Annotated in this window: 8 protein-coding genes and 1 pseudogene; 5 read left to right on the top strand and 4 right to left on the bottom strand. The window is 71.0% G+C overall.

Annotated elements, in window-relative coordinates; genetic code table 11:
• Positions 1 to 34: 34 nt before the first annotated feature.
• Complete coding sequence (locus IPH07_31885; GenBank protein ID MBK6922039.1) at positions 35 to 1,264, bottom strand: hypothetical protein; 1,230 nt, start codon at positions 1,262 to 1,264, stop codon at positions 35 to 37.
• Positions 1,265 to 1,405: 141 nt separating this feature from the next.
• On the opposite strand from IPH07_31885, the gene IPH07_31880 reads away from it, so the two are divergent.
• From IPH07_31880 to IPH07_31870, 3 genes are all read left to right on the top strand, one after another.
• Positions 1,406 to 2,371, top strand: coding sequence for an AraC family transcriptional regulator ligand-binding domain-containing protein (locus tag IPH07_31880; protein ID MBK6922038.1), 966 nt, complete (start codon positions 1,406 to 1,408; stop codon positions 2,369 to 2,371).
• A 257-nt stretch (positions 2,372 to 2,628) separates the two neighbouring features.
• A complete protein-coding gene (locus IPH07_31875; protein ID MBK6922037.1) occupies positions 2,629 to 2,802 on the top strand; it encodes a hypothetical protein in 174 nt (57 codons plus the stop codon).
• A gap of 112 nt (positions 2,803 to 2,914) precedes the next feature.
• Positions 2,915 to 4,675 carry an amidohydrolase family protein gene (locus IPH07_31870; GenBank protein MBK6922036.1) on the top strand — a complete coding sequence of 587 codons (1,761 nt, stop codon included), beginning with the start codon at positions 2,915 to 2,917 and terminating at the stop codon, positions 4,673 to 4,675.
• 78 nt (positions 4,676 to 4,753) lie between these two features.
• On the opposite strand, the gene IPH07_31865 is transcribed toward IPH07_31870, so the two are convergent.
• The 3 genes from IPH07_31865 to IPH07_31855 form a co-directional block, all read right to left on the bottom strand.
• Complete coding sequence (locus IPH07_31865) at positions 4,754 to 5,668, bottom strand: sel1 repeat family protein (protein ID MBK6922035.1); 915 nt, start codon at positions 5,666 to 5,668, stop codon at positions 4,754 to 4,756.
• 74 nt (positions 5,669 to 5,742) lie between these two features.
• Positions 5,743 to 6,237 (bottom strand): hypothetical protein, encoded by a 495-nt coding sequence (locus IPH07_31860; protein ID MBK6922034.1) that lies wholly within the window; start codon positions 6,235 to 6,237, stop codon positions 5,743 to 5,745.
• A gap of 7 nt (positions 6,238 to 6,244) precedes the next feature.
• Positions 6,245 to 7,336 carry a hypothetical protein gene (locus IPH07_31855; protein ID MBK6922033.1) on the bottom strand — a complete coding sequence of 364 codons (1,092 nt, stop codon included), beginning with the start codon at positions 7,334 to 7,336 and terminating at the stop codon, positions 6,245 to 6,247.
• A 136-nt stretch (positions 7,337 to 7,472) separates the two neighbouring features.
• On the opposite strand from IPH07_31855, the gene IPH07_31850 reads away from it, so the two are divergent.
• Positions 7,473 to 8,525 carry a metalloregulator ArsR/SmtB family transcription factor gene (locus tag IPH07_31850; protein MBK6922032.1) on the top strand — a complete coding sequence of 351 codons (1,053 nt, stop codon included), beginning with the start codon at positions 7,473 to 7,475 and terminating at the stop codon, positions 8,523 to 8,525.
• Positions 8,526 to 8,572: 47 nt separating this feature from the next.
• Positions 8,573 to 12,233, top strand: a pseudogene (gene metH / locus IPH07_31845) (methionine synthase).
• The last annotated feature ends 130 nt before the right edge of the window (positions 12,234 to 12,363 follow it).

Genomic DNA, 12,363 nt, shown 5'->3' with positions numbered 1-12,363 from the left:
CTGCTCGCGTTGCCGAGCATCCGCGCGCGCGCGATCAGAAGCCGCGCGCGGCGAGGTCGAACGCGAGGTTCCGAAAGAACCTCAGGTAGTCGAAGCCGGTGTTGGCGATCGGTGGCACGTCGTCGATCTGGCCCACCGCGTCGAGGTGATCGCCGGGGTAGCAGCCGCGGAAGCGGCCCCACTTGCTGCTCTCGACCGTGCTGACGCCGTCGTTGGGGCGTAGCTCGGTGCCGTGGGCGACGATGGCCGCGGCGCCGACGAGCAGCGCGTCCATGCGATCGTTGGTGCCGGGGTTGCGCAGCATCTGCACGGTGCCGTCGGCGTCGGTGCACGCGCGGGCCTCGGCCTGCTTGTCGGGGTGCGAGAGCCCGCCGACGCTGCTGACGCCCGCCCACGACTGGTAGAAGACGCCCGGCGCGTCGACGATCTCGCGGTTGAAGTCGACCATCGTGGCCTCGGACATCGACTGCAGCGCGGCGACGATGTGGCTGTCGTCGGCGACCTCGCTGAAGGTGCGGCCGAGCATGGTCGCGAGCGCGTCGATGGCCGCCGAGTGGTCGGTGCCGGGCAGCACCTTGGTCGCGACGTCGGCGACGAAGGTGCCGCGGTGCGGGCTCGAGATGGTCGTCACCGAGGCGACCTTCTCGCCGAAGTCGAGGCCGGCGGGGCTGACGAGGAAGCGGCAATCGATGCCGCCCATCGAGAAGCACACCAGGTTGACCTTGGCCGCGCCGGTCTCGGCCAGCAGCGCGTCGACCTGCTCGGCGAGGAACTCCGCGCGTACCTGCGGCGTGTCGAACGGCGGCACGCTGCCGAGGATCGCGACGTGACCGTCCTCTTGCAGCGCGACGTCGACGTCGTTGAAGCGCCAGAAGTTGGTGGTGCTGGTGTTGAAGCCGTGCGCGAGGATGATGGGGAACTTGGTCGGTGAGCCGCTCGGCACCGGCCCGAGCACGGGCGCCGGCGCGCGGCACCAACCGAACGGGTCCCACACCAGTGCGCTGCAGAAGAGCGAGTCTTCCTTGCCTTCGGGCACCGCCTCGCAGCCGGCCGCACGCAGCTGATCGAGCACGTCCTTGGCGACCTCCTGCTCGTCGTCACCGCAAGCGGTCAGCGGCTGCTCGGGGGGCACGCCGAGGCAGGCCTCGACGGCGTCGTTGGCATCGGCGCAGATCGAGCCGGCGAGCTCGGGCTCGGCGTCGGCGCACGCCGTCGCGAGCAGGGCCAGGCATGGGAGCAGTGGGGTGCGTCGGACGATCGTCATGGCCAGCACGGGTGGAGTGCCACACCAAGGGGCCCGGTTCGGTGGCAGCCGGCGCCAGAATGCGGCACCGAACGCGCCAGGGCGTGGGGGCGGGCGGCGTGCCGTCGGAAGCCCGACGTGGGGCGGTATCGTTGGGCGCCCGTGAGCGAGCCGATGCGCACCCCGCTGCCGCCGCTGCTGGTCGATCGCCTGCGCGCGGCCGGCTGCGATCCGCAGGTGTCGTGCGAGGCCGCGGGCCTGCCGTGGCCGCTGCCCGACGGCACTACGATCGTGGCGCCGATCGACGCGCTCGAGCGCTTCTACGCGCTGGCCGCCGCCGCGCTCGGGGACGACGACCTCGGCCTGCACCTGGTCGCGTCGGTGCCCCGCGGTGCCTATGGCCTGTTCGAGTTCGGCGTGCGCGCCTCCGCGACCCTTCGCGAGGGCCTCGATCGACTGTGCCGCACGATGGCGCTGTTCAACCGCGTCGCGCAGCTGCAGTGGTCCCAGGTCGGTGGGCTCGCACGCTGCGAGATGCTCGTGCCCGGTCGCGTGGGCGACCTCGGGCGCCACGCCAACGAGTTCTTCATCGCGCTCCTGGTCGCGTGGACGCACGCGTCGGTGATCGAACCGCTACCGATCTCCCAGGTGTGGTTCAGCCACGCGAGTCCCGGCGGAGTGCTCGCGGAGCATCGCCGCGTGCTCGGCTGCGACGCGCTCGAGTTCGGCGCCAGCACCTGCGGCTTCGCCTTCGATGCGTTGCGCCTCGACGTGCCGCTGCGCGAGGCCGACCCCGCGCTCGGTCGGGTCATCGACGAGCATGCCCGCGGCCTCGCCGACACGCCGACACCACCGCTGACGTTCGAGCTGCAACGCACGTTGCGTGCGCTGCCGCGGCTCGATGCTGCGGGGCTGCGATCGATCGCGCGACGGCTCGGCCACAGCAGCCGCAGCCTGCAGCGTCATCTCGCAGCCGACGGCACCAGCTTCCGCCGCGTCGTCGACGAGGTCCGTCGCGAGCGCCTCGTGGTGCTGCAGCGCGACGGCGTCGCGCTCGAGCAGATCGCGGCCGTGCTGGGCTTCTCCGACGTGCGAGCGCTGCGACGGGCGCAGCAACGCTGGGGGTGATGGGGCGGTCCGGCGCAGGTCGTGCCGGGCGCCGCCCTGCACGATGCCGTTCTGGCCACCGCTGTGGCGCGTCTGCTACCATCGATGCGTGCCGGCGCAAGGGCGAGGGGACGGAACTCATCGACGTCGTGGCGGGATCCTCGATCACGCGCTCGACCCCGATGACGGGACGTCCGGTCCGACGACGGCCACCGAGCGCTTGCAGGCACTGCGGCGATTGAGCCGACGCGTCTTTGCGCTCGCTCCCAAGGAACTCGATGGCGATCGACGACGTGCGGGACTTCCTGACCGCCTTGTCGGCGGCCCGCGTTGATTTCGTGATCGTCGGCGCACATGCGCTGGCTGTCCACGGACTCGTTCGCGCCACTGGTGACCTCGACGTTCGAGGCGCGAGAACGCCGGCGCGCGAAGTGACGCTTCGTCGTCCGTGAGCCTGCCTCGAATCGTGTTGTGCACCAAGCGGCGCTTCGGTGCACACCCTCGCCCACGTTGGCGGTGGCGAGCGGCCGCGGGGCTGCGGTACACCGGAAGCTGGAGGCGACGATGACCTACGATCTACTGATCCGCGGTGGCACGATCATCGACGGTACCGGAGGGCCCAGCTACGCGGGCGATGTCGGCGTGGTCGGCGGGCGCATCGTGGCGGTGGGCGCGTGCGAGGGTGCGGCGCGCCGCGAGATCGATGCCGCGGGCGCGATCGTCACGCCGGGCTTCACCGACATCCACACGCACTACGACGGCCAGGTCTCGTGGGACGCCACGCTGGCGCCGTCGGTCCTGCACGGCGTGACCACCGTGGTCATGGGCAGCTGCGGGGTCGGCTTCGCGCCGGTGCGCGACGAGGATCACGGTCGACTCATCGAGCTGATGGAAGGCGTCGAGGACATCCCGGGCTCGGCGCTGGCCGAGGGGCTGACGTGGGGCTGGTCGAGCTTCGAGTCGTACATGGATCGCATCGATGGGTTCCCGCATGCGATCGACTTCGCGGTGCAGGTGCCCCACGACGCGCTGCGCATGTTCGTGATGGGTGAGCGCGCGCTGGCCGACGCGGTCGCCACCGACGACGACATCGAGCAGATGCGTAAGCTGACGCGACGCGCGCTCGAGGCCGGCGCGGTGGGCTTCTCGACCGGCCGCTCCGACAACCATCGCACCGCCCGCGGCCAGGCGACGCCGGCCTCCGAGGCCGACGCGCGCGAGCTGTGTGGCATCGCCCGCGCGTTCGAGGGCCTCGGCCACGGCGTGCTGCAGGCGGTGTCCGACTTCGATTGCCTGGTCGGTGACACCAACTTCCACGCCGAGTTCGACGCCATCGAGGCGATGGCCGCGGCCGCCGATGGGCACCCGCTGTCGGTCTCGCTGATGCAGCGCGATCAGTCGCCCGAGCAATGGCGGTGGATCATCGCGCGCGCCGAGCAGGCCGCGGCGCGTGGTGTGACCATTCGACTGCAGGTGGCGCCGCGGCCGATCGGTGTGTTGCTCGGGCTCGAGGCCACCTTCCATCCCTTCATCGGCTATCCCTCGTACAAGGCCATCTGCGCGCTGCCGCGATCGGAGCGGGTGGCTCGCATGCGCGACCCCGAGTTCCGCGCGCGCCTGCTGGGCGAGACCACCGATCGGGTCGCGGGCGACGGCAGCTCGATCCCGCCGCTCGCCGATCACCTGCTCGCGCGCATCGACATGATCTCGCGGCGAATGTACCGGCTCGGCGAGACGCCCGAGTACGAGCCCGATCCACGGACGTGCCTCGCGGCCGAGGCCGCGGCGACCGGACGCACCGCGCTCGAGGTGATCTACGATGCATTGCTCGAGGACGACGGCCGCGCACTGCTGTACTTCCCGCTCTACAACTTCACCGGCGTCGATCTCGAGGTGGTCCACGAGATGCTCACGCATCCGTTGGCACTGCCGGGGCTCTCCGATGGCGGCGCGCACGTCGGCACCATCTGCGACGCCAGCTTCCCCACCTATCTACTCATGCACTGGGGCCGCGATCGTGCACGCGGGCGGCTGCCGCTCGAGCGCTTGGTGCAGATGCAGGCCTTCGACACCGCGCGCTACGTCGGCTTCTCGGATCGCGGCGCCATCGCAGTGGGGCAGCGCGCCGACTTGAACGTGATCGATCTCGACCGACTCGCGCTCACGCGACCGACGCTCGTGCACGACCTGCCAGCCGGCGGGCGGCGCTTGATGCAGCACGCGGTCGGCTACCGCGCGACGATCGTCGCCGGCGAGGTGGTCGTGCAGGACGGGCAGCTGACGGCCGCCCGGCCGGGGCGGCTGGTCCGCGCGGGGCGTGCGTGAGCGGGAGCGACGCGTTGCTCGCGATCGGCCACTGCGACGACGGCGGCGCGGTGCTGCGGTGGCGCGAGTGAGCTCGTGTCAGCCCTCGCGTGGGTCGTCCAGGTCGGCCGCCTCGAGCATCTCCCAGCTCGGGTAGCCGCCTTCGTCGGCGGTATCGAGCCAGCGGATCGCGTCGTCGGTGGTGCCCTCGATCTCCTGCTGCAGGATCATCACGCCGAGGGTCGCGGCGGCGCGGGCGTTGCCGCGCTGCGCGGCGCGCTCGTAGTACGAGGCGGCCTTGGCCATGTCCGCGGGGCCTTCGCTGCGGCTCGCGATCGCGGCGCCCAGGTTGTACAGCGCGCGCGGATGATCGGCCGCGGCGGCGCGCTCGAGCCACTGCTGCGCGGCGGTGACATCGGCCTCGACGCCGAGACCCTGGGTGTACAGCACGTAGAGCTCGAACATCGCGTCGGCGTTGCCGGCCGCGGCGGCCTCGACGTGGGTCGCATGGCTCGACTCGAGCTCGCCGAGCCAGTTCTGCACGAGCCCGCGCAGGTAGAGCTCCGCGCCACTGGGCTGCGGGAGATCGCTGAGCATCGCGAGCGCGCGGCGTTGGTTGTCGGGGCTCGAGCTGCGGCTGAGCTTCGCGAACTGCCGCAGCGCCTCGCGATCGGCCCGGCCGGCCGCGGCGTAGGCCCGGAGCGCGGCCTGCAGCGATGGCCGTTCATCGTCGATCGCGGTGACGTCGCGCGGCCACGGCCGCCCGTCGGCGTCGCTCGGGTCGATCCCTTCGAACGCGCCGATCGGGCGCAGCGCCGCGAGGTAGCACTCCCCGAGCGTGCGGAACGCGGGGATCGAGCCGCGCGCCGCGGCGGCCCACAGCGCGTCCATCATCTCGCGCTCCATCGCGGGCACGTCGGCCACCAGGCCGATCATCGCGTCGCCACGCACGAGCCGATCAAAGCTGTCACGGCCGCGTTGGTAGTCGTCGTCGTCGGTGGGCATCACGCCCATGATGCCCGAGTGGTCGAGGGGTTCGCAGCGACGCGCGCGAGCGGGCTCACGCGCATGCGCGGTGCCACCGACCTCTACGCACGCTTGGCCTTCGTCGTGGGCTTGGCCTTCGCGGCGGGCTTGGCCTTCGCCGCCGGCTTGGCCTTCGCCGCCGGCTTGGCCTTCGTCGCGGGCTTGGCCTTCGCGGCGGGCTTCGGCTTCGCCGTCGGCCTCGCGGCCATGAAGCGATGCGCCTCGAGCAACGCGGTGCGCACGTCCTTCACGCGTGCCGCCTTCAGGGCGATCAACACCGCGGCGTATCCGTTGAAGTGCTCGATCGTGAAGAACCCCGGCAGCCCCATCGCCAGCAGTGCGTCCTTGGCATCGAGGTCCTCGACGCGCACCGCGAGCACCTCGCCGGCCGGCGGCGTCTGGTCGCCGAAGCGCCGCAGATCGGCCTTGCTGAACGGACGCTCCCACGCGAAACCGTGGCCGTTCACCATCCACGTGCGCTGGTTCCACTTGACGCCGACGGTGACGTTCGGCAGCGCGGTCAGCATGGCGTCGATGTCGTCGAAGCGCAGCGGCATGCCGCGATTAGACCACGTGTTGGCGCTCGGCCTCGATCGCCGTCACGTTCGCGTGCCCCGGCGGCACCGTCACGGATTCGAGCCGACTCGGGCCGTCCTCGTGCGCGCGCGTGCTCGGGCGCGGCACGATCGGGATCTGCGGCAGCGGTGCGCCGCCGTGACCGGTCCGATCGGCGAAGGCGCCGAGTCCCGGCGCGCTGGCGATCACACCCTCGCCGCGGCCCCACAGCTGACCGACGAGCCACGCGGCGACCGCCGCGAAGATGCCGTGGGCCGCGAGCTCCGCCGATAACGTGTCGCGCGACAGACCCGCGATGCGCAGCGCGGTGGTCGAGTCGCCCAGACGATCGTGCACCGCGACCCCGACGATGACCGCGATCGCGAGGAACACCACCGCGACCGCGCGACCGACCACGATCGCACCTGCGCCGAACGGGCGCAGCCACAGCAGCAGCGCCAGCACCAGTGTGCCGCCGACGCCCCACGCGATCGCGGAGCGCCGCCGCCAGCTCGTGCGGTCGAAGGCGGCCACCGGCTCGGTCGCGCCGCGCATGCTCGCGATCGCGGTCGCCCACGGCGCTTGGTACAGCGTGGTCTCGCTCGCGAGCGTCGCCTGCACGAGCAGCGTGCGGTGCTCACCGCTCGGTACCAGCGCGATGTCGTAGGCGATCGCGTCGGCGTCCCAGTGCGCCTGCATGCGTGGCAGGCCCTCGAGGTCATCGGTGCGCACGCGTGCCGTGGTCGTCCACGGCAGCAAGCCCTCGGTCGCGCGGGCGAGCTCGAGCTCGCTGGTCTGCGTGCGATCGAGGACACCGTCGAGCTCGAGCAGCGCCATGACCTCGGCGAAGTCGTCGCGCCCTTCGGTGGTGAGCACCTCGAGCACGCGCACGTCGCTGCGCCCCTCGACCCAAGCGTCGACGCGTCGGCGTGCGGCGCCGTCGTCGACGCGGCGCCAACCGACCGGCGTGTCGACGCGCACCGCCGCCGCGGCGACTTGCGCCACGCACAGCATCAACAACGCGAGCAGCCACGGCAACGCCGCGACGCCGCGACGTCGGAGCCGAGTCCCACGCCCGGACGCTGCAGGGTCGATCGTCATCGGGTCACCCTGGCGGCCCCCTTCGGGGGCGGGCCGGCCGCAAACGCTCACCGTCCCAGTAGAGCACGCCTGGCTTGCACGTACAGGCCCTCGGCCGTAATATCCGACAATCCTGATATAAGGATGGACCACCCAGGTGACCGACCTCGCCGACACCACGACCCTGCTCGGGCTGCTCGCGGATGCGACGCGCATGCGGTTGCTCGTGCTGCTCGGCGCGCAGGAGCTGTCGGTCGCCGAGCTCACGCGCATCACCGCGGTGCCGCAGTCGCGCGTGTCGACCCACCTCGGCAAGCTCAAGGACGCCGGCTTCCTGCGTGATCGAAAGGTCGGCACCTCGACCTTCTATCGCGTCGACGAGGCACGGATGCCAGCTGCGGCCCGCATCGCGTGGCAGGCGGTGGTGCAGGAACTCGACGACGCCGTGCTCGCCGACGATGCCGAGCGCTGCGACGAGGTGTTGCAGGCGCGGATCAGCGCCAGTCACTGGCCCGATGCGGTGGCCGGTCAGATGGAACACCACTACTCGCCGGGCCGCACGTGGGAGGCCACGGCGCGTGCGTTCGTGGGGCTCATCGACCTCGGCGACGTGCTCGATGTGGGGTCCGGCGACGGCGTGATAGCTCAACTGCTGGCACCCCGGGCGAACCGCTACGTGTGCCTCGATCGCAGCGCCAAGGTGATCGACGCGGCCCGCGCCCGTCTCGACCATCTGGCCAATGTCGAGTTCCTGTGCGGCGACATGCACGAGGTCGCGCTGCCCGATCGCAGCGTCGATCACGTGTTGTCGTTCTCGGTGCTGACCTACGCCGACGATCCGGCGCGCTGCGTGGCGGAGTGGTTCCGCTTGCTGCGGCCGGGCGGTCGGCTGGTGCTCGTCACGCTCGACGAGCACCACCACCACGAGATCGCCGATGCCTACGAGCACCTGCACCGCGGCTTCGCACCCGCGCGCCTGCAGGCGCTGCTCGAGGACGCCGGCTTCACGGTCGATCGCTGCGAGGTCGCGGCGCGCGAGCGCAAGAAGCCCTACTTCGACGTCGTGTGCGCCTTCGCGAGCCGACCGGCCGGCCCGCGCACACAACCCTCACCACCCACCCGCCGCCAAGGTGCCACGGGGCGATCGCAGGACGAAGTCCTGTGCGCCCCCCGTCGCGCCAGCCGCCCGCGCGCCCCGGAGCCCACGTGAACGCCAGCACCCGCCCCGACATCCGCTCGATCCTCTCGCGACGCATCATGCTGCTCGATGGCGGCATGGGCACGCTGCTGCAGCAGCATCGGCTCACCGAGGCCGACTACCGCGGCGATCGGTTCACGGATCACGAAGGCGATCTCAAGGGCAACCACGACATCCTCGTGCTCACGCGCCCGGATGTCGTCCGCGCCTGCCATGAGGCCTATCTCGAGGCCGGCTCCGACATCATCGAGACCAACACCTTCGGTGCGACTGCGATCGCGCAGTCGGACTACGGGCTCGAGGCCCACGCCTACGAGATGAACGTCGCGGCCGCACGCATCGCCCGCGAGGCCGCCGATGCATGGAGCACCCCCGAGCGCCCGCGCTACGTCGCTGGCGCGATCGGGCCCACCAACCGCACGCTGTCGCTGTCGCCCAAGGTCGAGGATCCGGCCTACCGCGCCGTGAGCTTCGAAGAGGTGCGGCGCGCCTACGCCGAGCAGGCCCGCGGGCTCATCGACGGCGGCGCCGATCTGATCCTCGCCGAGACGGTGTTCGACACGCTCAACCTCAAGGCCGCGATCATGGCGCTCGGCGACGCCTTCGAGGCCACCGGGCGCGAGCTGCCGATCATGCTCTCGGTCACCATCACCGATCGCAGCGGTCGCACGCTGTCGGGCCAGACCGTCGAGGCGTTCTGGATCTCGGTCGCCCATGCCAGGCCGTTGTCGGTGGGTGTGAACTGTGCCTTGGGTGCGCTCGAGATGCGGCCGTACGTGGCCGAGCTGGCTCGCATCGCACCCGCGTTCGTGACCTGCTACCCCAACGCCGGCCTGCCCAACGCGTTCGGCGAGTACGACGAGACCCCGCCAGCGACCGCCGCTGCGCTCGGCGAGTTCGCGCGCGCCGGGCTCGTCAACGTCGTGGGTGGCTGTTGCGGCACGACCCCCGATCACATCCGTGCAATCGCGGCCGCGGTCGCCGACGTGCAGCCGCGCGCGGTGCCGGCCGCCGACCCCGAGGTCGCGCGCTTCTCGGGGCTCGAGCCACTGGTGCTCGCCGCGGGTCGCAGCGACGCGCAGGCCAGCTTCGTGATGATCGGCGAGCGCACCAACGTCACCGGCAGCAAGCGCTTCGCCAACCTCATCAAGGCCGGTGACTTCGGCACCGCGCTCGAGGTCGCGGTCGATCAGGTGCGCGGCGGCGCCAACATCATCGACGTCAACATGGACGAGGGCATGCTCGACTCCGAGGCGGCGATGGCGACGTTCCTGAAGCTCATCGCCAGCGAGCCCGAGATCGCCCGTGTGCCGATCATGATCGACAGCTCGAAGTGGTCGGTCATCGAGGCCGGCCTGCAGTGCGTGCAGGGCAAGGCGATCGTGAACTCGATCTCGCTCAAGGAAGGCGAGGCCGACTTCCTGGCCAAGGCCCGCGCCGTGCGGCGCTTCGGCGCGGCGGTGGTCGTGATGGCCTTCGACGAGCAAGGCCAGGCCGACACTGCGGCGCGCAAGCTGGAAATCTGCCAGCGCGCCTATCGTCTGCTGACCACCGAGGCCGGCTTCGACCCGGGCGACATCATCTTCGACGTCAACGTGCTCGCGGTCGCGACCGGCCTCGAGGAGCACAACGACTACGGCGTCGCCTTCATCGAGGGCGTGCGCGCGGTCAAGGCTGCGTGCCCCGGCGTGCGCACCTCGGGTGGCATCAGCAACCTCTCGTTCGCGTTCCGCGGCAACGACCGCGTGCGCGAAGCGATGCACTCGGCGTTCCTCTACCACGCGATCCCGGCCGGGCTCGACATGGGCATCGTCAACGCCGGGCAGCTGGTGGTCTACGAGGACATCCCGCGCGACCTGCTCGAGCACGTCGAGGACGTGATCTTGAACCGTCGCCCCGATGCGACCGAGCGGCTGGTCTCGTTCGCCGAGAACATCAAGGGCCAGGGCTCGAAGAAGGTCGTCGATCTGGGCTGGCGCTCGCTGCCGGTGCGCGACCGCCTGGTGCACGCGCTCGTGCACGGCGTGGTCGACTTCATCGAGGCCGACACCGAGGAGGCCCGTCAGGGCCTGCCGCGACCGCTCGATGTCATCGAGGGCCCGCTGATGGACGGCATGAAGGTCGTCGGCGACCTGTTCGGCGCCGGGCAAGATGTTTCTGCCGCAGGTGGTCAAGTCTGCCCGCGCCATGAAGCGCGCGGTCGCCTACCTCGAGCCGTACATGGCCGCGCAGAAGGCCGAGGGCGCCGCGTCGCACCGCGGTCGCGTGCTGCTCGCCACCGTCAAGGGCGACGTCCATGACATCGGCAAGAACATCGTCGGCGTGGTGCTCGGCTGCAACAACTACGACGTGATCGATCTCGGCGTGATGGTGCCGGCGCAGACCATCCTCGAGACCGCCAAGGCCAAGGGTTGCGACATCATCGGGCTCTCGGGGCTCATCACGCCGTCGCTCGACGAGATGGTCCACGTCGCCGGCGAGATGAAGCGCCTGGGCTTCGAGGTGCCGCTGCTCATCGGTGGCGCGACCACCAGCCGGCAGCACACCGCGGTGAAGATCGCCCCGGCGTATCCCAACGCGTGTGTGCACGTACAGGACGCCTCGCGCGTGACGGACGTGGTCGGTCGCCTGCTCGACCCGCAGCGCCGCGCCGAGCTCGATCGCAGCAACCGCGTCGAGCAGGAGTCGCTGCGGGAGCTGCATGCCAGCAAGCATGCGCGACCGATGGTCCCGCTGGCCCAGGCCCGCCGCGGCGCGCCCTCGCTGTCGTGGCGCCCCGAGGACGTCGCGCGCCCGAGCTTCGTCGGTCGCCGCGAGATCGAGGTCGAGCTCGGCGAGCTGGTGCCGTACATCGACTGGACCTTCTTCTTCACCGCGTGGGAGCTGCGTGGCCGCTACCCCGCCATCCTCGAGCATCCCAAGTACGGCGCGGCCGCGCGCGAGCTGTTCGAGCACGGCAAGGAGCTGCTCGCGACCATCGTCGGCGATCGCAGCCTGCGCGCACGGGGGGTCTACGGCTTGTGGCCGGCGTGCTCCGAGGGCGACGACATCGTGGTGTTCGACGACGCCACGCGGGCACGCGAGCGCACGCGGTTCCCGATGCTGCGGCAGCAGCAGCACCGCGCTGCCGACGAGGCCTATCACTGCCTGGCCGACTTCGTCGCCCCGCGCAGCAGCGGCCTGCACGATCACATCGGCGCGTTCGCGGTCACCGCGGGCATCGGTGCCGACGAGCTCGCAAAGCGCTTCGAGATCGAGCATGACGACTATCGGGCGATCATCGTCAAGGCGCTCGCCGATCGCCTCGCCGAGGCCTTCGCCGAGCACCTGCACGAGCGCGTGCGCCGCGAGTGGGGCTACGAGCCCGCGCCGCTGTCGAAGGACGAGCTCATCGAGGAGCGCTACCGCGGCATCCGCCCGGCGTTCGGCTACCCCGCGTGCCCCGACCACAGCGAGAAGGCGCGGCTCTTCGAGCTGCTGCAGGCGCCCGCGGTCGGCATCACGCTGACGGAGAGCTTCGCGATGGCACCAGCGGCAAGCGTGAGCGGGATCTACCTCGCGCATCCACAGGCGCGCTACTTCACGCTCGGTCGCCTCGCCGCCGATCAGATCGAGGACTACGCCGCCCGCAAGCACATGCCGGTCGCCGAGGTCGAGCGCTGGTTGGCGCCGAACCTCGGCTACGATCCGGCGCCGCGGCAGATGCCCCGCGCCGTGTAGCGCCTGCCGCTCCGTTGGTGGCGCGTTCACGGGATCGCGCCACCAACATCGAGATTCTCGAAGTACGACGAAGAGATTCTCGAATCGACGGCGAAGAACCGACCGCCACACTCGCGTGGTCGCGAATGTG

Source organism: Deltaproteobacteria bacterium (genome assembly GCA_016709225.1).
Classification (GTDB): domain Bacteria; phylum Myxococcota_A; class Polyangia; order Nannocystales; family Nannocystaceae; genus Xiheibacterium; species Xiheibacterium phototrophicum.
Note: the sequence above shows the minus strand (reverse complement) of the source record. Positions and strands in the feature narration are given on the sequence as shown.

What these genes read in the sequence shown, in the direction of transcription:
- IPH07_31870 (MBK6922036.1), top strand. Translation starts at nt 2,915, where the DNA reads ATGACCTACGATCTACTGATCCGCGGTGGCACGATCATCGACGGTACC.
- IPH07_31860 (MBK6922034.1), bottom strand. Translation starts at nt 6,237, where the DNA reads ATGCCGCTGCGCTTCGACGACATCGACGCCATGCTGACCGCGCTGCCG.
- IPH07_31865 (MBK6922035.1), bottom strand. Translation starts at nt 5,668, where the DNA reads ATGGGCGTGATGCCCACCGACGACGACGACTACCAACGCGGCCGTGAC.
- IPH07_31875 (MBK6922037.1), top strand. Translation starts at nt 2,629, where the DNA reads ATGGCGATCGACGACGTGCGGGACTTCCTGACCGCCTTGTCGGCGGCC.
- IPH07_31885 (MBK6922039.1), bottom strand. Translation starts at nt 1,264, where the DNA reads ATGACGATCGTCCGACGCACCCCACTGCTCCCATGCCTGGCCCTGCTC.
- IPH07_31855 (MBK6922033.1), bottom strand. Translation starts at nt 7,336, where the DNA reads ATGACGATCGACCCTGCAGCGTCCGGGCGTGGGACTCGGCTCCGACGT.